The organism is Amycolatopsis pittospori, assembly GCF_013870525.1.
GTDB lineage: Bacteria > Actinomycetota > Actinomycetes > Mycobacteriales > Pseudonocardiaceae > Amycolatopsis > Amycolatopsis pittospori.
This window is the reverse complement of sequence record NZ_JACBXD010000113.1, coordinates 1-21,404: the sequence shown is the minus strand read 5'-3', so window position 1 is coordinate 21,404 and position 21,404 is coordinate 1. Positions and strand designations below refer to the sequence as shown.

The window sequence follows — 21,404 nt, the reverse complement described above, 5'->3', positions numbered from 1 at the left end:
CGACAAGGACGGCATCCCCGCCAAGGTCGCGCACATCGAGTACGACCCCAACCGGTGCTCGCCTGCGGCACTGGGTCCGGGCTCGCGTGGCGGCCGCCGTCGGGCTGGTCCTCGCCGAGGGTGTACTTGGCCGGATGTCCCGACCCGTCGTCGACGGTCACCAACGTCGGCCCGTCCGGACCGCCGGGACGTTCCGCGGTGATCCTGAGGTCGCCGTCCTCGATGTGGATCTTGCCGTCCGGCCCCGGCTGGTGCACCTGCCCGGCGTTCGGACGCGAGGCCGCCTGCTGATCCAGCCGCTCGGCGGTGTCGCGATGCACAGGCCCGCCGGCGGCGTCGCCTGTCCCGGGCACGGCCTTGCCGTCCCCGAAATCGAGGTCGTAGTCCTTGGCCTGGCCGGTGCCGTCCTGGACGGAGATCCCCATCTTCCCGTCGGCACCGGGCTCGGCCATGGAGATCTTGCGATCCCCCTGCTCGACGGTCATCGTCTCGGGCCGGGTGCCGTCCTTGATCGCCTCGCCCGTCCGAGGATCGATCGGATACGGCTCGCCCGTCGCCGGGTCGACGTCGAGCGGCTTGTCCGTGACCGGGTTCTTCTCCTGGCCGGGTACCTCGGGGGGCTCAGGCGGCTCAGGCTGCTTGTACTCGACTGCGCTCGGAGGCGGCATCTGACCGCCGCCGCCCGTCTTCCCGCCGCCACCGGAGGTCGGGCCGCTGCCACCTCCACCGGTGTCCTTCCCACCACCGCCCTTTTCGACGGGCTTCTCGCCACCCGTCTCCGGCGTCTTGCCCAGATCCGCGTAGGGGTTCTCGACGACCTGACCGAGCGAGTCGAAGTACGCCTTCCACGCGCTGTTGATCGCGTCACGCGTGTTCTTGCAGACCAGCTGGAAGTTCTCGATGTGCTTGCCGAACCAGGCCACGAAGACCGTCCCCAGCCAAGCCGCCGCCTGGGGTTTGATGACCTCGTCGATGGTGCTCTGGTCGATGTCGCCGGCATCGTCGTTGAACGCGTTCTTGGCGTCGATGCTCAGGAACTTGATGCAGTGGATGATGTCGTTCTGGCTGCACGACCCGTCGGCGATGCGGATGATCCGCTCGATGTCCTGCGCCGTGGCGCCGTCGATGTTGTCGGTGTACCACTTCTGGAGCCACTCGACCTTCTCGCGGCAGAACTTGCCGACGGACGCGTTGGTCCGCAGCAATCCGTCGCCCGCCGCCTTGAACGCTTCGGCCACCAAGCCGGTCTTGTCCCCATAGGCCTTCTGATAGGCACGGGCCTGGTCGGCCGCGGCACCTTCCCAGGACCCCAGGGTGTTCCCCAGTTTCCCGGAAACGTCCTGTGCCGATCCGGCGATGGCGGTGCTGACGGCCGTCAGCTCGCTGGCACTGGCCTTGAACAGGTCGAACGGGATGTTGTCCTGCTCGTGGTAAGCGGTCCGGAGCGTCTCCAGCGCTACGACAGCGCCACCTGAATGGGACAGGCTGACCGCACGGACGTAGAGGGGGTGGAAGATCTCGTACACCTTGAAGCCCGACAGGCCCGGCACCATGATGTCGTTCGAATTCGCGCAACCAGGATCGGTCTCCGTGGCGCGGCCGGCGATCCCTTGAGTCTTCGCCGCGTCCGCGTTCAGCGCGTCGCGATCGCCCTGCCGTCCCGCGGCCTGGTTCGCGTCGTACTTCTCGTGTGCGTTCTTGTAAGCCGTCTGGACTTCCTCGAGAGAGGCGCCGTTCAGGTTGATGTCGCCCTCGGTGATCCAGTCACCGTTCATCGACTTGATGTAGTCCCGGAAGCCGTTGCGTTCGGCCTCACTGGCGAACCCGCAGCTCTCCGGCGACTCGTCTTCGATGTAGTCGATGTAGTTGAGCGCGAGTTCGCGTTTCGTGTCGCGGTCGATGTTCGGATCGTTGAGGATCTTCTCGACTTCGGCCCGGCTGGGAATGTCGTGACCCGTGTCCCCGCCGACATCTGCGAGAGCCATCAGTGCTTCCTCATCTCGCCGGCGGTGGCGTCCTCATTGGACTGATAGAGGTCCTTGGACGCCGCCAGCTTCCGGCCGAACTCGTCCGACGCCGCGAGGTAGCTGCGCGCGCATTTCGCCAAGCGCTGAATGCTCGCGGAATAGCCGGTGAAGCAGTCACCGTGCGCCGGCCCGAAGCTGGCGGCCGTCAAAGTGATCTGCTCGACAGCGCCGATAGGCCCTTCGCAGGCCTGCTTCGGCAGATCCTGCAGGACCTTGGCGGCCTCGTTCAACTGCGCCGGATCGACCTTGTGCCCTTTGCCTGTCACCCTTCACCCTCCCCTGAGTACCCGCGTCCGATCCATGATCAGACGCGGGCGGCACCGTTTCGGTGCCAGTGACCCGCACACGGAATGTACCGGGCCGGTAACCCGGGCGCAGCCACTTGGGAAGATCGCGAGCGGGCCTACGAGGCGGAGGAAACGACTCCCGCGAGCCTGTCGGCGGCCGCCTGTGCGGTGTCGTGCGCGGGGGCTTCGACCATGACGCGGACCAGCTGTTCGGTGCCCGACGGGCGCAGCAGGACGCGGCCTTCCTCGCCGAGTTCCGCCTCGACGGCGCCGACGGCGTCGCGGACGGCGGCCGAGACGGCGACCGCGGCCTTGTCCGCCACCGGGACGTTCACGAGCACCTGCGGCAGGCGGTTCATGACGGCGGCGAGGTCGGCGAGCGACTTGCCGGTGGAGGCCATGCGGCTCATCACACGCAGCGCGGTGAGGAGACCGTCGCCGGTGGTGGCGAACGCGGGCAGGACGACGTGGCCCGACTGCTCGCCGCCGAGTGCGAACCCGCTGGCGCGGAGCTCTTCGAGGACGTAACGGTCACCGACGGCGGTGGTGACGACGTTGATCTCGTGCGCACGCATGGCCAGGTGCAGGCCGAGGTTGCTCATCACGGTCGCGACCAGGGTGTTCTTGGTCAGCTCGCCGGTCTCGGCCAGGGCGAGGGCGAGGACGGCCATGATCTGGTCGCCGTCGATGAGTTCACCCGAAGCGTCGACGGCGACACAGCGGTCGGCGTCGCCGTCGTGGGCGATCCCGAGGTCGGCGCCGTGCTCGACGACGGCCGCGCGCAACGCGTCCGGGTGATTCGAGCCACAGTGCTCGTTGATGTTCACGCCGTCCGGCTCGGAGTGGATCGCGATGACCTCGGCGCCCGCCTTGCGGTAGACCTCGGGGGCGACGACCGAGGACGCGCCGTTCGCGCAGTCGACGACGACGCGCAGGCCCGCGAGCGGGTGCGGAGTGGCCGAAAGCAGGTGCTGGATGTAGCGCTCGCCCGCGTCGGGGACGTCCTTGACGCGGCCGACGCCCATACCGGTCGGGCGGGTGACGGGAGCGGCGAGACCGGCTTCGATCTCGTCTTCGATCCCGTCGGGAAGTTTGTGGCCGCCTGCCGCGAACAGCTTGATGCCGTTGTCGGGCATGGGGTTGTGAGAGGCGGAGATCATCACGCCGAGGTCGGCTTCGAGCACGCCGACCAGGTAGGCGACGGCGGGCGTCGGGAGGACACCGAGACGGAGCACGTCGGCGCCGGCGGAGGTGAGGCCCGCCACGACGGCGGCCTCGAGCATCTCGCCGCTGGCGCGCGGGTCACGGCCGACGACCGCGATCGGGCGGTGCGAGCGGTCGTGGGCGGCGAGGACGCGCGCCGCGCTGGCGGCGAGCGAGAGCGCCAGCTCCGGGGTCAGCTCCTCGTTGGCGAGGCCACGTACGCCGTCGGTACCGAATAGACGAGCCATCTGTCGACCTCCTTGAAAAACCACCACGACAACCTAGCGAGTCACGGCCCGCACCTGCCCGCACCCCCGATTTCGCCTTTAGCGGGCTAATCGCGACGCGCGGAGCGCGATTAGCCCGCTAAACGCAGGTCAGAGGGGCGGGTGGGACTGCTGTGACAACGGGGTCCGCGAGAGCGGACGTACCCCGGAAACACGGAAGCGCCCATCCGAGAGACGGATGGGCGCTTCCGCGGGTTGCGCCAGAGGCGCGATCAGCGCTTGCTGTACTGCGGAGCCTTACGGGCCTTCTTGAGGCCGTACTTCTTCCGCTCCGTGGCGCGAGCGTCACGGGTCAGGAAGCCGGCCTTCTTCAGGGCCGGGCGGTCGTCGGCGTCGACCTCGACGAGCGCACGGGCGATCGCGAGGCGCAGCGCGCCGGCCTGGCCCGAGATCCCGCCACCGTGCAGGTTGGCGAAGATGTCGAACGAGTCGGGCTTGTCGACCGTCACCAGCGGCTCACGGATGAGCTGCTGGTGCACCTTGTTCGGGAAGTACTCTTCGAGCGTGCGGCCGTTGAGCTTGAACTCACCGGTACCGGGAACGACGCGCACCCGGACGACGGCCTCCTTGCGGCGGCCGACGGTCTGGGCGTTACCACCGGCGGCACGCGACGGGCGCGGGCTGGCCGGGGTCTCGCTGGTCGCGACGGCGTCGCCGACCGGAGCGGTCTCCGTGGTCGCGACGGCCTCGGCGGGAGCCTCGGTCGTGGTCTCCTCGGTACTGGTCACAGACTGTTCCTCACTCACTGCGCGACCTGCGCGATCTTGGTGATCTCGCGCGCCTGCGGCTGCTGCGCGGCGTGCGGGTGCTCGGCGCCGGCGTACACCTTGAGCTTCTTCGCCTGGGCGCGGCCGAGCTTGTTCTTCGGGAGCATGCCCTTGACGACCTTCTCGAGCAGGTGCTCGGGCTTGGTGTCGAGCAGTTCGCCGAAGGAGCGCTTACGCAGACCGCCGGGGTAACCGCTGTGCCGGTACGCGAACTTCTGCTCGCGCTTGTTTCCGGTGAGCGCGACCTTCTCGGCGTTGACGATGATGACGAAGTCACCGGTGTCCACGTGCGGGGCGTAGGTCGGCTTGTGCTTGCCGCGCAGCAGCGTGGCGACCTCGGTCGCGAGCCGGCCGAGCACGACATCCTCGGCGTCGATCACGTGCCAGGCACGAGTGACGTCGCCGGGCTTGGGGCTGTACGTGGGCAAGGGTCTACCTCGTCGTCAACATTGCGTGTGGGTTCTGTGCGGGCCTAGCGCTTACGCGCCGCAGCGCACAACGACATATGAAGATACCCCCACGCCCGACCCTACTGCGAAGCGGGGGTCGGTCCGGGGTCCCATACTAGGACCGGCGCCCGGCGGGCGCCTCGCAACTGTACCTCCCCGGTGTGGCGGAACCGCCCACGGCATCGTCCTCGGCGGGGGAGGATGAGACGATCCGGACGCGCACCGCGCGCGGACTCGATCAGGGGAACGGCGATGAACAAACGGCCAACGACCATTTTGTGCGTGCTGGGCGCCGTGCTGGCGCTCACGACCGCGTGCGGCCAGGCACGTGCCGGCAACGCCGTGCCGAAGGGCGATGACGCGGCGACGTACGTCGGCACGAAGTTCGAAACGGCGATGAACAAGCTGCAGGACACCATCGGCGACCAGCGCGACGTCACCAGCGAATCGGGCGCCTACTTCCGTTTCGACGAGAAGTACATCCGCAGCACGATCTCGTCGGCCCGCACCGGTTCCCCGGAGAGCCGGGTCAGCCGCCACCGTTCGCAGAAGAACCCGGACGACAGCATCGACTGGTACACCCCGGGCGACGGGACCGTCGAATACGCGTACCTCGGACCTGCTTACAAGAGCCTCGCCCCGACCCCCTGGGTTTCGATGCCGAAGTCGGAGGCCGGCCTGACCATTCCCTGCGCGTGGAGCGGGATCATCACGGCCTGCAAGATGGCCGACGCCATCGCCGTGGCCTACAACGCGGACCGAAAGGTCGTGAAGGGCGCCAAAAGCCTGCCGGAGAACCGGATCGAGCTGATGGCCGACGTCCCGTTCGGCGCCTTCATCGAGCGGCGGGTTGAGGTCCTGCCGGTGACGATCAGCGGAGCGATCACCGACGAGATGAAGAAGGCCCCGATCCCGACCACCGTGTCCCTGAACGCGGACGGCACCCTGAACCAGATCGTGATGGAGGCCAAGATCGAGGGCGGCGGCCACAAGATCGAGCTGAAGTACGACTTCCGGTTCAGCGGCAAGGCGACCGCGCAGGACATGCCGAGGCTGCCGGATGCCTCGCAGATCACCGTGCTGCCGGACAAGGCGGCCAAGGACGACTTCAACCGCCGGTTCAACGAGTTGAAGGGCGTCTGAGGGATGACCGAGCGCCTTTGTCCCGACGCCGTGAAGTTCTCGACGCCCCGAGGTGACCACCGATGAGCCAGCCGCCCGAACAGCAGCCGCAGCAACCACAACAGCCGCAACAGTGGTGGCAGCCGCCGGCGAATCCCGGGGACCAGCAGCAAGGCTGGCAGCAGGAGGGGCAGGCCACCGGACCGCATTCGGGGCAGTGGCAGCAATCCGACCCCAACGCGGCGAGCACCGGGTCCTACACCGGGCAGTGGCAGCAGTCCGCGCAGCCCGGCGTCACCGGTTCGTTTTCCGGGCCCTGGCAGCAGACAGCGGCTCCCGCGCCCGGTACGGCGTGGCAGCAGCAACCACCGCAACAACCCCAGCAGCAGCCCGCGCCGCAGCAGGATTGGCAAGCGCAGCAACAGGTTCCGGGTACTCCGCCACAACAGTACGGTGGCGGGTTCCAGTCGGCGTCGTCCCAGTACGGTGGGCTCGGCGCTTTCGGCGAAACCGCGAAGAAGCCAAAGGGTTCGAAGAAACCCTTGCTGATCGGTGGAATCGCCGCGGCGGTCGTGGTCGCCGGCGGCGTCGGGGCCTGGCTGCTCGGCGCGTTCGCGGGCGACAGCCTCGACCAGAAGTCCGTCCAGGACGGTGTCGTCCGCGTGCTCAATGAAAGCTACGGCGAACCGGACGTGAAGAACGTGCAATGCCCGTCCGGTCAGCCGGTCGAGAACGGCACCACGTTCGACTGTTCCATCCAACTTTCCGGGCAGCAGAAGAAGGTCACCGTCCGGGTACTGAACACCACCCCGGAATTCGAGGTCGGCGCACCGCACTGACACCGGGAAAACGAAAGCCGCGGCGGCATCCCCGTCGCGGCTTTTCTTTCACACAAACGAAACGGCGGGCTCGGCATCCGAAGATGCCTGCCCGCCGTTGCTCGTTGGAGCGTGGGACTCAGAACAGGCCGGTGACGCCCCGCTCCGTCTCCTGGTAGCCGTCGGCCAGGCTCGGCAGCACGCCGGCGACCTGCGCGAGGAGCTGCTTGAGCTCGTCGAACTTGTTGTCCCACTCCTGCTGCGCGGCCAGGTACGCGGTCTGCGCGTCACCCTGCCAGGTGCCGACCAGCGGCGCCAGGTCGCTCTTCAGCTGCCCGAACAGGGCCTCGAGCTCTCCGCCGCTCTTCTTGCAGTCTTCGGCCGCGGTGTGGATCGTCTGGTAATCGACCTTCATGTCGGACATGGTTTCCTCCAGTGGTTAAGAAAGTCTGTGGGTTGGTGCGAGTGAGCCGAGATCAGCCGAGGACGTTGAAACCGGCGTTGACCGACTTGATGAGCTCCTGCTGCTGCTGCTCGGAAGCGTTGTACTTGGAGCCGGCCTGCTCGAGCAGTTCAGCGATGTTCTGGAGAGCCCGGTTGAGCCCCAAGCCCGCCTCATCGAAGCGCTTCATCACGTTGTTGAACGCGAGAGCCGCCTGACCGGTCCAGCCAGCCTGAGTGGCTTCGATGTTGTCGCGAAGCGTGCCCAAGTTCTGGTCCATCGAAACGCGGACCTCGGTCACCCGCTTCTCGGCCTGGGTGAACTGCTCGACATCTCCCTGAAAACCGCCAGCCATGGGAAATACCCCCTTCGTTCGTGGTTATCCGCACTTGGTGTGTTCGTTTCGTACGGACCTACGACGGAGACCCTGCCATGTCTGGTTCCCCCTTGTCGCGGTTTGATTTCAAGTAGTTGCTTGCGTGAACGCTCCGCACGGGAACCGTTCGCCGGTAAGGCGTCCACGGGGCGCGAATCGCGCCGAGAATAGGCCTTTCACCACGGGATTTCGCAGATGCACAGTGGTCGGTCATTCCCCGCGGGTCATGATTCGCGACTGCGAAAAGTCCTCATCGTCGTCACCCACACGTGGCCGTCTGGCCGCCGGTTCCGGCCGAAGGGGAACCAGCTCGGTCGCCGAGGGCAGAGCGGGAACCGGCAGACCGATGCCCGCACGGAACCGCTTCGCGGCATCACGGAGGGCCTTGGGGGTCGGAGCGGTCTCGCCGCCCGCGAGCCGTCCCTTACCGAATTGCTTCGCCAGTTCGGCGTTCTCTCCCCGACGGCGTTCGTACCGCGCCTTCGCGGTCCGGGAGACCTGGCGGGCGTAAGTGACCGCGTCGCGCCCTGTGCGCGCGAAGTGCTCAGCGGCGGTCTCGGGTTCGGGCGGCATGTGCCTCCCCCTTCAGTTGACGACCGCCATCGTTTTGACGACCTGCTCGCAGGCCGCGCTCACCCGCTGTTCGAGCGGTGAGCCGGTGCCGTACTGGCAACCGATGTGGACGCGGATCTTTCCCTGCGCGACGACGTACCAGTCGACGCGCGCTTTCGGTTTGGTTTCGCGGTAGTAGATGACGGTCTTGCCGGCGTAGGTGGCGGACCCGTTGTAGCCGCTGTACTTCTGGTTGGGATCCTCGGCCGCGGACTTGGAAAGGTCGTCGACCAGTTTCTGTCTGTCGACGGTCGCGTCGTAGTTCATCACGTACTCCTGGGCGACCACGAGATCGTCGCCGGTGAGGGAGTCACTCGGGTGGATCACCACCTGGCGATCGGCGACGCGGTCGTCGGTCTGCGTCCAGTCCATCGGGGCGATGAAGCGGTAGTCGTACTGGGCGAGCGCCCGGCCTTCCGGCTCGTCCTCCCCGCTGTTGACCGCGAAGAGGACGCCCCCTACGACGGCCGCCACCACCACGACGGCCGCGGCGATGATCCAGGGTGTCTTCTTGCCCTTACCTCCGCGCTCGGCCGGTTTGGTGTCGCGGGACGGCTCACCCGGCCGCCATGGCGGCGGCGCGATCCCCTGCTGCCCCATCGGCGGCGAGGGCGGCCCTTGCGGACGCGTCGCGTTTAGCGGGCTAAACGCGCTCTGTGGGGGCGCGGAGGGCTGGTGAGGGCCGGGCGGGAACTGGGGGCGCTGGGGCTCGGGGCGCCGGTCGGGAGGCGCGCCGAGACGGGAAACGGCGGAACCGGCGAGGGATCCCGTCCGGTCCGGGTCGATCAGCACCGCGCGCAGGGCACCGCGCGCCACCACGGTCTCGGGCTGGTCCAGGGTCGTGGGCACGACACCGGTCCGCTCGTGCACGAGCCTCGACACCATCGGGATCCGGCTGGAGCCGCCCACGAGGAAGATCGCCGTCAGCTGTTTGGGCCGCAGTCCGGAATCGCCGATCGCGGCCACGGTCAGCTCGACCGCTCGACCGAGCGGGCCCGCGATGAGTCGTTCGAGGTCTTCCCGCGTCACGTGGGCGTCGGCGAACGGCGGAGGCATCGGGACGTCGGTGTACGCGTGCCGCGACAGCGTTTCCTTCGCGCCGCGGACGTCCTGCCGCAGCACGCGGCGACGCCGCCGGTCCGTGAGTTCGCGGCCTTCGACCAGCTTCCGCCACTCCGGCGGGTCGACCGACGACACCAACGAGCCCACGTGCTCCAGGAGCGCCTGGTCGACGTCCGCCCCGCCGAAACTCGGGTCACCCCGGGTGGCCAGCACCTGGAACCCGGCGCGTTTAGCGGGCGAACTGCGATCCGCCGGGCTGCCCGGCATGCGCTGGACCACGGAGACGTCGACGGTGCCGCCGCCGAGGTCGAGCACCGCGAGGGCGTCGCCGGGACGGCCGCTGAACTCGACCGTGCGTTCGGAGTTGAGATCTGCCGGGGCGAAGGTCGCCGCGTGGTACACCGCCGCGGCGACGGGCTCCGGCACGAGGGCTACCTGGCGCGCGAGGCCGTTCGCCGCCTGCCGGAGCAGGCGGGTCCGCGTCGCACCCCAGTCGGCCGGGTGGGTGAGGACGAGCAACTCGACCTCGGCGTCACCGGCGAGCCGGCGCGCCTCGGTCACCGCTCGCTTCAGCACGGCGTTCACGACGTCGGTCACGCGCAGGACGTTGTCGCCCAGCAGCAGGTCACCTTCGTCGATCCGGCGCTTCGGGTTCGGCTCGTAACGCGACGGGTCCACCGCCGCCTGCCGTTCCGCCTCCTGGCCGACGAACAACGTCCCGTCCGGCGCGGCGTAGACCGCCGACGACATGAGGGGTTGCCCGTCGACCACGACGACCTGCGGCTCACGGCCGTTGATCGAAGCGACTACGCAGGTGCTCGATGTCCCGAAGTCCACCGCTACCCGCACTGTCACAAGCCACCCCGCAGATCGTCGTCGTCACCCCACACCCAGCCGTACCTCACCTGGTTCCGCGGGAGGTCAGTCCGGCTGGATCCACGAGACCTGCATGAGCTGCTTGCCGTGCTTCCGGGTGACGAGGTTTCCTCGACCCGGCGGCATCTGGCTCGGCTTCACGTTGCCGACGAGGTTGCCCTCGTCCCGCGAGCCGTTCATGACCATACCGGGCGCCGCGATCTCCCTGAGCTTGCCGAGGATCGGGTCGAACATCGCCCGTGCCGCGCCACCGCTGCGGCGGACCACGATGACGTGCAGACCGACGTCCTTCGCCTGCGCGAGGAACTCGGCGAGCGGCTTCAACGGGTTGCTCGTCTGCGTGGCGACCAGGTCGTAGTCGTCGACGATGATGAACAGTTCGGGACCGGTCCACCAGGATCGGGTCTTCAGCTGCTCCTGTGTCACGTCCGGACCGGGTAGCCGCCGGGTCATCGAGCCGTGGACGTCCTTGACCATGCTCTCCAGCTGCGCGGCGGAAACCGCGTAACCGAGCAGCTGGTCGCCGCCGATGAAGCCGAGCATCGTGCGCCGGTAGTCGACGAGGATGACGACCGCTTCCTGCGTCGTGTACCGCTCGGTGATCCCTCGGGTGATCTGACGCAGCAGGTTCGTCTTGCCCGACTCGCCGTCCGCGAACACGTAGAAGTGCGAATCGGCGGCGAAGTCGAGGTAGATCGGCTGGAGGTCTTCCTCGTTGACGCCGATCGGCACCAGCTTCGTGTGACGCTTGGTATCGATGCTGAGCACCTCGTCGTAGGTGACCATCTCCGGCAGCAGGCGGACCTGCGGTGCCGGGCGGCCACGCCACGCGCCCTTGATCTTCGCCACCGCGTCGGCGACACCGGCGGCGACGTCGTCGGGGTCGCTCGATCCGTCGATGCGCGGAAGACCGGTCAGCAGGTGCAGCTTGTCCCTGGTCAGACCACGGCCGGGGCGGCCTGCCGGGACGTTCACCGCGACCCGGCGGTCGATGTCGGACTCGCTCGGGTCACCGAGGCGGAGCTCGAACCGGGTGCCGATCATGTCCTTGATCGCCGGGCGGATGTCCGCCCACCGGTTCGCCGCGATGATGACGTGCACGCCGTAGGAAAGACCCTGGGTGGCGAGCTTGGTGATCGAGACCTCCAGCTCGTCGAAGTCGTCCCGCAGCGCCTTCCAGTTGTCGACGATCAGGAAGGCGTCACCGAAGGCGTCGTCCTCGGGCTTGATCTCGCCGCGCCGCTTGCGGTTGCGGAACTCGTTCATCGAGTCGATGCCCATCGCGCCGAACCGGCCTTCCCGCTCGGTGAGCAGGGTGGTCAGCTCGGCGACGATCCGGCGGGCCTTGTCCGGTTCGCGCCGGGCGACGGCCACGCCACCGACGTGCGGCAGGCCCTGAAGACCGGCCAAGGTACCGCCACCGAGGTCGAGCGCGTAGAACTGCGCCTCCTCAGGGGTGTGCGTCAGCGACATCGACATGATCAGCGTCCGGAGCATGGTCGACTTGCCCGACTGCGGGCCGCCGACGATCACACCGTGCCCGGCGGCACCGGAGAAGTCGGCCCACAGCAGATCACGACGCTGCTCGTATGGGCGGTCGACGATGCCCATCGGCACCTGCAAGCGTCCGTTGCCGAAGAACCCGACCGGGGACAGACCGCGGTCGTCGGTGGGGTTCAGGTTCGGCAGCAGGGTGTCGAGCGAGTTCGGTTCCTTCAGCGGCGGCAGCCAGACCTCGTGCGCCGGCGGGCCCTGACCGATCAGCCGGGACACGATCACGTCGAGCTCACTGGGCTCGACGGCCTCCTCCGACTTCGCCTGTTCCACCGGCGCGGCCTCGATCTGCTGCGGCTCCGGTTCCTTCGGCAGTTCGACGAAGTCCGGGACGAACAGCTGCGGGCGCTTGTCGGCGCGGACCACCGTCGCGGCCGGACCGGCCGCCTTGATGCCCGCGGGCCGGTACGGGCCCGAAACGTACGAAGCCTTGAAGCGGACCAGCGTCGAAGTGTCGTACTTCAGGAAACCGCCACCGGGGACGGACGGCAGTTCGAACGCGTCCGGCACGCCGATCGCGGCGCGGGATTCCGCGGCGGAGAACGTCTTCAGACCGATGCGGTAGGAAAGGTGCGAGTCGAGACCGCGCAGCTTGCCCTCTTCCAGCCGCTGCGACGCGAGGAGCATGTGCATCTGCAGCGACCGGCCCAGCCGTCCGATGGCGACGAACAGGTCGATGAAGTCCGGCTTCGCGGCCAGCAGTTCGGAGAACTCGTCACAGACGATGAAGAGCGCCGGAAGCGGGTCGAGGTCGGCGCCGTTCTCACGGGCTTTCTCGTACTCCCAGACGTTCTTGAAGTTACCGCCGTTCTTCAGCGCCTCCTGGCGCCGGTTCATTTCACCGGCGAGCGCGTCCTTCATCCGATCGACCAGCGTGACCTCGTCCGCGAGGTTGGTGATGACCGCGGACACGTGCGGCGCGGCGTCCAGACCGAGGAACGTCGCACCACCCTTGAAGTCGACGAGGACGAAGTTGAGCGTGCTCGACGAATGCGTCGCGAGCATGCCCAGCACCAGGGTGCGGAGGAACTCGGACTTACCGGAACCGGTCGCCCCGATGCACAGGCCGTGCGGGCCCATGCCCTCCATCGCTGCTTCCTTGATGTCCAGCTCGACCGGCTGGCCGTACTCGCCGACGCCGAACGGGACTCGGTAGCGGTCCCGCACCGGGCGCGGCCGCCAGGCCTGCTGGACGTCGAAGGTCATCGGGTCGCCGGGAATCCCCAGCAGTTCGAGCAGACCGGGGTTGGACAGCAGCGGCTCTTCCTCGGCGGCGTCCTGCGCGGCGGTGCCGACGCGGTACGGGGCGAGGAGCCGGGCCAGCGCTTCGGACTCGACCACGCTGAGCGTGTCCGGACGGCCGAACCACTCGACACCGCCGGCGCTGCGCGCGCCGAGGCGGTCTTCCTCGACGACCAGCCGCAGACCGCGACGGGCCGCGAGGTTGCCGATGGAGTCGGACAGGTCGATCAGGGTGACGCCGACCAGACCCTCTTCGAGGATGATCTGCTCTTCGCGGGTGACCTCGGCGTCGTCGACGATGATGACGATGTGCGGCTGGTCCGGGGCGGGCGTCGCGTTGCGGGAGAACCGCTGGCGGTCACGGAGTTCTTCGTCGAGCCACTGCTCGATCTGCGCGAGGGAGCCGGCCATCATCCGCAGCTGGCCGATGCCGTCGGCGAGCGCCGGGTGCTGGACGTGCGGCAGCCACTTCGCCCACTCCCACTCCTCCTTGGCGCGGCCGGCCGTCGCGATCGCGATGAGGACGTCGTCGGGGCTGTGGAAGGTGACCAGCTGGGCCAGCATCGCGCGGGTGAGGCCTCGGGTCAGGCCGCGGTCGCCCTGCATACTGACCGCGGCGAACCCGCGGAGGGTGATCTGGGTCGGCAGGTCCGGGACGATCGAGTGCGCGCGGACGAACCGGCGCAGGGCCAGCGTCGCGATCGGCTCCAGTTCGTCGACCGGGCCGGTCTGCGGCGGCACGAGCCGGGTCGCGAGGCGGTGCGAGCTGCGGCCGACGCGGAGATGCAGGAAGTCCTGGTCGTTCTGACGGCGTTCCCACATGCGGCGGCTCGCGGCCAGCGACCACATCGTCTGCGGGTCGGGGTGGACCCACTCGAGCGCGGCGCGCTGGTCGACCATGGCCTCACGGGCCCTGTCGCGCATCTGGCCGAGGTAGCGCAGGTAGTCCTTGCGGTCCTCGTCCATCTCGGCCTTTTTGGCGCCGCCGCCCTTGCCCGCGCCGCCGGCCATCATGCCGACGGTGCTGAGCACCATCATCCCGCCCATCATCATCATCATGGGATTGCGTCCACCCGTGGTGAACATGAAGACCATCATCCCGAGGGAAGCGACGATCATCACCGCGGGAAGCAGCTTCATGACGATGTTGCCCGGGATGGTGCGCGGCACCTCAGGTGGCGGTTCGAGATGCACCTCGCCGCCCGGCGGGCGCGGTGCCGCCAGGCGCGGTGACTTCTTGAACTGCAGCGTGCTCATCGAAGGACCCCTCTTCAAACTCGACGATGGCGGCCACCGTTGGTGCGCGTACGGGTGCGCGAGACAACCTATCGAACGTGGCCGGTGAAATCCGGACAACGCCGAGAACGGCCCCGACCGGGGCCGCACGCATGTCAGGAAGTGTAGAGCTCAGGACCGACAGCCCCCAACGAACCCGCAGGCCCCCGGCTCCGGCGACCTGCGTTTAGCGGGCTAATCGCGATCCGGCGGCCGGAGGCCCGACGTGCGTTTAGCCCCCTAATCGCGATCCGGCGACCGAGTCCGCCCCCGATGCTTAGGGCCGCTAAGCGTCGCGATTAGGGGGCTAAACGCACGTCGGTGGGAGCGGCGAGCGAGGGGGGGCCGGGGCCGGTTGTCTTACTTTTGCCGGCCTTTTTCCGACAGTCGATGATGTGGGCACCCGGGTTCGGTATAGGTTCCCCGGGGAGCAGACTCTCAGGGCAGGGGGAAGGCAGTGGCAACGGGCACGACGGTATTCAGCAGGGTGACGGTGGTCGCGCCACGCACCCGGATCGACGTGGCTTTGCCGGCTGACGTCGCGGTGGCGGACCTGCTGCCCATGCTGTTGGAGATGGCGAAGGAGGCGACGCCGGACGGCGGCGCCCGCCACGGCGGCTGGGCGTTGGCGAAGCTGGGCGACGCGCCTCTCGACCCGAGCCGGACCCTCGCGTCCCTCGGCGTCGTCGACGGTGAGCTGCTGCAGCTGCGCAAGCGGAACGAGAACCCGCCGCCGCCGCTGTACGACGACGTCGTCGACGCGATCGCCGAGTCGTCCCCCGACAGCTTCCGCCCGTGGACCAAGGAGACGGCGCGCCGCTTCGGTCACATCGCGGGCGGGGTGGCACTGTTCTTCGCGGCCATCGCACTCTTCACCAGCGGCTCGTTCTACGGCGGCAACGCGCTCGCCGCCGCGATCGCCGGCGGCGTCGGCGCGATCGCGTGCGTCGCGATCGGCGCGACGCTGGCCAAGGCCTACAAGGCCGAGGCGACCGGCGTCCTGATCGCCGCGGCGGGCGGTCTGCCGCTGGCCTTCGTCAGTGGGTTCTACATCGTGCCGGGGCTGTCCCTGTGGGCGAACCTGCTGCTCGCGAGCGCCCTGGTGATCATCGTGGCGGCGGTCTGCATCCTCGTCATCGGTCACGGCATCACCACCTTCATCGCCGCGGCGACGACGGCCACGATCTCGGCGCTGACGTTCCTGGCCGCGACGCTGATCGACACCCCGATCGCCGGTATCGCCGCCGGTGCGACCGCGTTGTCGCTGGCCCTCATCTCGATCCTGCCGCGCGCGACGATCAAACTCGCGAGCCTCCCGACTCCGCACGTCCCCGGCAGCGCCGAGGAACTCAAGGAGGACTCGGGCTTCCCGGACTACCGCGCCATCGAGCGCCGCACCGCGGTCGCCCACGAGTACATGACCGGCCTGCTGACCGGCTGCGGCGCGGCCACGGCACTGTTCGCGATCATCGCGTCGACGTCGCCGACGATCTTCGGCCCGATCCTCGGCGTGATCGCCACCCTGGTCCTGCTCCTGCGGGCCCGGGCTTACGCGAACGGCGCCCAGGCCATCGCGCTGCTGACCACCGGCATGGTGTCCGGCGCCGGCATCCTGCTCGGCTGGATGTGGACGGCGAGCCCGCTGAACCGCGTCCTGTTCGTGTTCGGCGCCCTGCTGCTGATCGGCGCCGGCGCGCTCGTGGTCGGCGTGATCTTCCCGAATCAGCGTTTCTCCCCGCCGCTGCGACGGACCGTGGAGATCTTCGAAGCCGTCTTCATCGCGACGGTGCTCCCGCTGGCGCTCGGCGTCATGGAGCTCTACACGACGCTGCGCCACCTCAATTTCAAGTGACGACCCGATCGGATGATGCTCTGATGGCCGTAGCGCGGAAGTCCAGGGGGACGCGCGTCCGCCACCTCGGCCTCGCCGGACGTACCGGAACGGTATTGCTGGCGGCCGGAATCGGAATTCTCTCGCCGGCGTCGGTGGCGCTTCCCGCGTGGGCGCAGCAAAGCAGCGTCGCGCCGGACGCCGGTGGCTTCTACGCGACGCCGCCGCCGGTGGAGATGTCCAAGCTGCCGCAGGATTCGGGCGCGCCCGACAAGCGGTACGAGCAGAAGACGCTGTGCGTGCAGCGCAGCAAGCTCGGTGGCGACCAGATCGACATCAAGAACCGGCCGTGGGGCCAGGAGTACCTGCAGATCGAAAAGGTGCACAAGCTGATGATCGGCGCCACCGGCGCGGTCGGCAAGGACGTCAAGGTCGCCGTGATCGACACCGGCGTCACCCCGCACCCGTATCTCGGTAACCGCGTCGAGTCCGGGGGCGACTATGTCGCCAACCCGACCAACGGTAAGCCCGGGGGGCTCGAAGACTGCGACGGGCACGGCACCGAGGTGGCGGGGATCATCGCCGCGAACCCGCCCGACGAGAGCGTCGGGTTCCGCGGGGTCGCGCCGGACGCCACGATCCTCTCGATCCGGCAGTCGAGCCAGAACTACGAAGAGGCGAAGGAGCAATCACCGCCGGCTTCGTCGAGCTCCGCTCCGCCGGCTTCGTCGACCGGCCAGCCGAGCTCGCAGCTTCCGCCCTCTTCGGCGGGGAACGGCGGCGCGGCGGGCGGAACCGCCCCGGGCCAGGACAAGGGTGGCAGGCAACAGGAGCAGGGCAACAAGGCCGGAACGCTGAAGACGCTCGCGCAGGCCGTGGTCAGGGCCGTCACCAAGGGCGCCAAGGTGATCAACATGTCGGTCGACAACTGCCGTACGGCCGACGGGGGCATCACCGACGGCGAAAAGCAGCTGCAGGCGGCCGTGAAACACGCCGTCGACAACGACGTGGTCGTCGTCGCGGCGGCAGGCAACGTCGGCGACAAGTGCCTGCAGAACGACCAGCCGGACCCGAAATCCCCCAAGGTCATCGTCACGCCGCCGTGGTTCGCCGACGACGTCCTCTCCGTCGCGGCGATCGACGAAACCGGCGGTGTCGCGGACTTCAGCATGAACGGACCGTGGGTCAGCGTCGCCGCGCCGGGCACCAAGATCATCTCGCTGGACCCGGCCGCCGACTCGACCGGTCTGGCCAACCTGACCATCGAGGGCAACGGCGAACCCGGCCTTATCCAAGGAACAAGTTTCGCGGCCCCCTACGTCGCCGGCGTCGCGGCTCTGGTGCGCGCGAAGTTCCAGGGCCTGAGCGCGCGTGACGTGATGAACCGGATCAAGGCGACGGCGCAGCACCCGGCGGCGCCGGGCGGGCGGGACAACTTCGTCGGCTTCGGGGTCATCGACCCGATCGCGGCGCTGACGGCGATCGTGCCGTCGGAGGCGGACAAGGCCAAGGCGGTCCAGCTGCCGGCGAACCTGCCGCCGTCCAACGACCGCGACTCGACGCCGATGATCGTCGCGCTCGCCGGGACCGGCGGAGGCCTGGTCGCGCTGCTCGTCACGCTGTTCGTGGTGCACTCGGTGCGGCGCAACAAGCCCACCGCGTCACCTGGCCGCAAGACCCCGTAGACCTGCGTTTCGCGGGCTAACTGCGATCTGTTCGCCGGCACGCCTCAAGCCGCCCAGATCGCAGTTAGCCCGCGAAAGTCGCTCTGCCGGGGGCGCCTACTTGGCGGGTTTCGGCTTCGGAGAGGGTTTCGCCGGGGTCTCGTCCTCGCCGATCACGGGCGGGACGACCTGACCTGGCTCGCCGACCACATCGGACGGCTTCGAGGCAGGACGCGTCTTCGACCGGTGCGCAGTCTGACCGCCCCCGCCCATCCCCATGCCCATTCCCATCGGCGCCATCCCCATCGGCATCATCCCGGTACTCGCGGCCGCGCTGCCGTGGGTCGGCGCCGGAGCGGCCTGTACGGGGGCGCTCCCTGGCGCCGGCGCCTGTCCTTGCTCGATGAGGGGTTCCTGCGATCCGGTCTTCCGGCCGTCAGCGGGATCCTGATCGGCCGCGGACGGCGATGTCGCCTCAGACTCGGACGCCGCCGCAGAACCCGGTTCAGCGGCTTCCAAGCCTCCGGAGGTCCCCTTCTCGGGTGTCGGCGCGCCCGTCGCCGCGGATTCGTCGTGGAGCTTGAACTCGTCCTGCGGGTATCGGTGAGCGATCTCGATGCTCCGCGACGCCGCGTCAGGGTCATCGACGCCGTCGCAGAGCCTCACAAAGCCTTCAAGGACGTCGCGAGCAGCCTCGAAAAGCGCCTTCGCCGACTCCTGCGCCTCCTCCAGCTGAGCCCTCGCGCGCCGGACTCCGCCGACCGGAAGCATCGCCGTCTCGGACGTCAGCTCGGCTGTGTCGACCAGAACCTCGACCAGATCGGTCAGGATGCGGCGAATCGACAGGACCAGCTCGTCGAGCGACCCCGCCAGCGTGTTGAGGGCGTCTTCGAGGTCGGTACCCGCGACGTTGATTTCCCCGATGTAAGCGACGAACGCGTCGGCGTCCTTACCCGACCAACCGGCGTCCAGACGGCCGAGGTCCTCCGACAGTTCGGCGGAGACGGTGGCCGCGGTCTTCGCCACCTTCCGGAGACGGTCCGCCTCGTCCTTCAAGTCCTCCCAGCGCCCCGCCAGTGGGGTCAGGTAGGCCGAGACCGGATCGATCAGCCCCAGTTGATCCGACAGCTCCGAGAGATAGGCGAGATGCGGTGCCGCCGCCGCGACCAGGTCATCTTCCCCCGAGCCAGGCGACTTTAGCGGGCTAAACGCGATCTGCGCCGGCGCCACGGGAGCGGCCGGGCGCGCGGACGCCATCGGGTGCGGGATGGAATCGGTCGGGTTCTCCGACTCGGCGATCATGCGGTTCAGAGCTCCACGGCGTGCTTGATCATCTGGGCGGCTTCGTCGTCGTGACCGGCGTGCCGCGCGGTCACGGTGTGCAGAGCCTCCGACGCCGACCGCAACGCGGCCGCGCCCTCGATCAGCTGCCGCCGGATGGCCTCGGCCGCGCGCCCGTAGGACGCGCCGAGCCCGAGCTCCTCCCCCAAGGTGCCGTAGGACTCGGCGGTGACGCCGTCTCCGGTCACCTCGGCGGCCGCCAGATCGAGTTCTCCGGCGGCCGCGTCCACCCGCTTCGCGTATTCACCGACGACGACGCCGTCGATCTTCAGGCCGGCCACTGCACCCTCCACTCACCCGAAACTGCTTGGGGCGTTGAGACGCTCGCGCTTGCCCTGAGGTTCCCGCGATCAGTTTCCCGCGGACGCCTGCTGCGACGCCGGCGCGATGGAGCTGCCCCTGTCGTCGATCGGCACGGTGTCGAACGTCCGGAGCACGTCCTGCGTGTTCAGTGACGCGCCGTTCGGCAGGATCCTGATGATCGCCTCCGGCGCCGGCACCCGCTTGTTGAGCCCGATCGAGTCCGCCGTTACGGAGTCCGGGACCCCGTAACGGATCCCGCGATCGGAGATCAGCTGGATCGGTCCCTTGTCGAAGGTCTCCTTGCCGGTCGCCGACTGGACGACGGCCGCGAAACCGGGCTCCATGTAGAAGCTGTTGATCGGCGCGCCGACCGGCCCGGGGGTACCGATCTTGACGCCCGGCGCGGAACCGTCGGCGTTCCTGCCCTTCGGCAGCTTGTCGTCGACGAACACCGCGGTGTGGCTGTCCCGGTTGCTGCCCTCGCCGGTGATCGACCAGCTCAAGCAGGACACTCGGGAGCCCTGGGTCGCGTTGAGCACCGTCGGCACGTTCTGGGGGTAAGCGTCGAGGTCGACGAAGTCAGGCCCCGAGGTGACCCGCGTCATGCTCCGGATCTTGCCCTGCGCCACCGGCATGACCGAGGTGCTGCCGTCGTTCTTCCCGGTCTGGACGATGTCCGCGACGGCCGGGGAAACGGCTTGGATCCCGGACCTGCTGATGAGGTAGAAGTCCTTCTTCCCTTCGGCCTGCTCGGTGGAGAAGACGTCTCCGACCTTCAGCCCTTCGGTTTCGAAGTTGGGCGTCTCGCCCTTGCCCGGGACGTCCGGCAGCTTCAGCTCCGGCACCTCGGGAATCGCGTCGAGCAGGCCCTGTGAAATACCGCGGAACTGGTTGGGCAGCTTCAGCGCGGAAGTGACAGCGGTGGACTCGGGTTTGATCTCGGCCTTGACGGCGTTGGCGTTCCGCAGGTTGGCGTTCGCCGTCAGCCGGTAGATCAGATAGGTCCGGCCATTGGCTCCCTTGACCAGCAGGGCCTCGTTCTGGCCGAGCTCGCGGTCACCGAGTTTGCTCACTCCCGCGTAGACGGTCGTTTCCGTCTTGGTGAGGTCCGGCTGGGGCACCGTCGGGTCGTACATGACCTCGTCGCACACGCCCCAATCGGGGGCGACCCGCTGAGTGTCCGTCGGCATCAGCTGCGGGCCGTTCGGAATTCCCATGAGCTGACCGCGGGGAATGTTCTTCAGCTGTTCGTCGGAAACGACTGTGGGGTTCTTCACTTCGGAGGCCTGCGTGGGTCCGGAAGGTTTGGTCCCCGCCTGCTGCGCCCCCTGCTTCGACTGCGCGATGATCAGCAGCCGCGCGGACGCGAGGTTGAAGGTCGGGATCAGTTTCTTCGGATTCCCCGCGACGACGTACACCGTTCCGGACTGCTCCCCGATGACGATGTTGCCCGCGTCCGGCACGGAAGGCTTCGGGCTCAGGAGTCCCCAGATGACGAAGACGAGGACGCCCAGAGCGGCCAGCACGACACCCACGATGGTCGCGCGGGTGTGGGTGCGCATCGGGTCGTGGAGCATGACCGCGTCGCGACGGACCAGCGCGGATTGCATCCGGCGCAGAACGAACTGATAAGCCTGAACTTGAGACTTAGTAGTCGGCGTTGATGGCATTCTCGACCTACAGTCCTCCCCGTCGCGGTACGGTTCCGCAGGATAGCCGTACGGGGACCGTCTGGTGTGGGGTTTCTACCAACTCCAGCTAGTGTCAAGTTCCTCGGGACCGGCTTTCCGGGTACGCAGCACGCACGAGGGGAAGAGAAAGCGCGGATGTCCGTCACCACTCCTCCACGTCCGCCCGGCCCTCCGG

General features: G+C 68.3%; 16 protein-coding genes and 1 pseudogene. 5 read left to right on the top strand and 12 right to left on the bottom strand.

The annotated features are described in order from the left end of the window. Positions 1–100, top strand: a pseudogene (locus H5J31_RS40600) (50S ribosomal protein L2); the annotation flags it as partial. 1,884 nt (positions 101–1,984) lie between these two features. Here the strand turns inward: H5J31_RS40600 and H5J31_RS35850 are convergent. From H5J31_RS35850 to rplM, 4 genes are all read right to left on the bottom strand, one after another. Continuing rightward, positions 1,985–2,293, bottom strand: coding sequence for a type VII secretion target (locus H5J31_RS35850; RefSeq protein ID WP_181777127.1), 309 nt, complete (start codon positions 2,291–2,293; stop codon positions 1,985–1,987). A 137-nt stretch (positions 2,294–2,430) separates the two neighbouring features. Next, entirely contained in the window at positions 2,431–3,765 is a 1,335-nt protein-coding gene (glmM, locus tag H5J31_RS35845; RefSeq protein WP_181777126.1) for a phosphoglucosamine mutase, read from the bottom strand. A 251-nt stretch (positions 3,766–4,016) separates the two neighbouring features. Further along, complete coding sequence (gene rpsI / locus H5J31_RS35840; RefSeq protein WP_181777125.1) at positions 4,017–4,532, bottom strand: 30S ribosomal protein S9; 516 nt, start codon at positions 4,530–4,532, stop codon at positions 4,017–4,019. Positions 4,533–4,546: 14 nt separating this feature from the next. Beyond that, the gene (gene rplM, locus H5J31_RS35835; protein WP_005166833.1) at positions 4,547–4,999 is read right to left on the bottom strand and encodes a 50S ribosomal protein L13; all 453 of its coding nucleotides are present in this window, start codon (positions 4,997–4,999) and stop codon (positions 4,547–4,549) included. A gap of 273 nt (positions 5,000–5,272) precedes the next feature. Between rplM and H5J31_RS35830 the strand changes: the two genes are divergently transcribed. Together H5J31_RS35830 and H5J31_RS35825 are read left to right on the top strand one after the other, a co-directional pair. Further along, positions 5,273–6,163, top strand: coding sequence for a hypothetical protein (locus H5J31_RS35830; protein WP_181777124.1), 891 nt, complete (start codon positions 5,273–5,275; stop codon positions 6,161–6,163). A gap of 62 nt (positions 6,164–6,225) precedes the next feature. Continuing rightward, on the top strand, positions 6,226–6,981 hold the full coding sequence (locus tag H5J31_RS35825; RefSeq protein WP_181777123.1) for a DUF4333 domain-containing protein: 756 nt from the start codon (positions 6,226–6,228) through the stop codon (positions 6,979–6,981). Between the two features lie 118 nt (positions 6,982–7,099). Here H5J31_RS35825 and H5J31_RS35820 read toward each other — a convergent pair whose 3' ends face one another. The 5 genes from H5J31_RS35820 to eccCa form a co-directional block, all read right to left on the bottom strand. After that, on the bottom strand, positions 7,100–7,384 hold the full coding sequence (locus tag H5J31_RS35820; protein ID WP_181777122.1) for a WXG100 family type VII secretion target: 285 nt from the start codon (positions 7,382–7,384) through the stop codon (positions 7,100–7,102). Between the two features lie 52 nt (positions 7,385–7,436). Next, complete coding sequence (locus H5J31_RS35815) at positions 7,437–7,757, bottom strand: WXG100 family type VII secretion target (RefSeq protein ID WP_181777121.1); 321 nt, start codon at positions 7,755–7,757, stop codon at positions 7,437–7,439. A gap of 231 nt (positions 7,758–7,988) precedes the next feature. Beyond that, on the bottom strand, positions 7,989–8,351 hold the full coding sequence (locus H5J31_RS35810) for a hypothetical protein (RefSeq protein ID WP_181777120.1): 363 nt from the start codon (positions 8,349–8,351) through the stop codon (positions 7,989–7,991). Positions 8,352–8,363: 12 nt separating this feature from the next. Next, positions 8,364–10,307, bottom strand: a complete 1,944-nt coding sequence (locus tag H5J31_RS35805) for a type VII secretion-associated protein (protein WP_181777119.1) — start codon at positions 10,305–10,307, stop codon at positions 8,364–8,366. A 66-nt stretch (positions 10,308–10,373) separates the two neighbouring features. After that, the gene (gene eccCa, locus H5J31_RS35800) at positions 10,374–14,381 is read right to left on the bottom strand and encodes a type VII secretion protein EccCa (protein WP_181777118.1); all 4,008 of its coding nucleotides are present in this window, start codon (positions 14,379–14,381) and stop codon (positions 10,374–10,376) included. 505 nt (positions 14,382–14,886) lie between these two features. Between eccCa and eccD the strand changes: the two genes are divergently transcribed. Then, positions 14,887–16,251: a type VII secretion integral membrane protein EccD gene (gene eccD, locus H5J31_RS35795; protein ID WP_181777117.1), complete on the top strand. Its 1,365-nt coding sequence runs from the start codon at positions 14,887–14,889 to the stop codon at positions 16,249–16,251. A 23-nt stretch (positions 16,252–16,274) separates the two neighbouring features. Continuing rightward, positions 16,275–17,915 (top strand): type VII secretion-associated serine protease mycosin, encoded by a 1,641-nt coding sequence (gene mycP, locus H5J31_RS35790; protein WP_181777116.1) that lies wholly within the window; start codon positions 16,275–16,277, stop codon positions 17,913–17,915. Between the two features lie 96 nt (positions 17,916–18,011). Here mycP and H5J31_RS35785 read toward each other — a convergent pair whose 3' ends face one another. From H5J31_RS35785 to eccB, 3 genes are all read right to left on the bottom strand, one after another. After that, complete coding sequence (locus H5J31_RS35785) at positions 18,012–19,196, bottom strand: WXG100 family type VII secretion target (RefSeq protein ID WP_181777115.1); 1,185 nt, start codon at positions 19,194–19,196, stop codon at positions 18,012–18,014. A gap of 5 nt (positions 19,197–19,201) precedes the next feature. After that, entirely contained in the window at positions 19,202–19,516 is a 315-nt protein-coding gene (locus H5J31_RS35780) for a hypothetical protein (protein WP_181777114.1), read from the bottom strand. A 69-nt stretch (positions 19,517–19,585) separates the two neighbouring features. After that, the gene (eccB, locus tag H5J31_RS35775) at positions 19,586–21,208 is read right to left on the bottom strand and encodes a type VII secretion protein EccB (RefSeq protein WP_181777113.1); all 1,623 of its coding nucleotides are present in this window, start codon (positions 21,206–21,208) and stop codon (positions 19,586–19,588) included. Between the last annotated feature and the right edge of the window lie 196 nt (positions 21,209–21,404).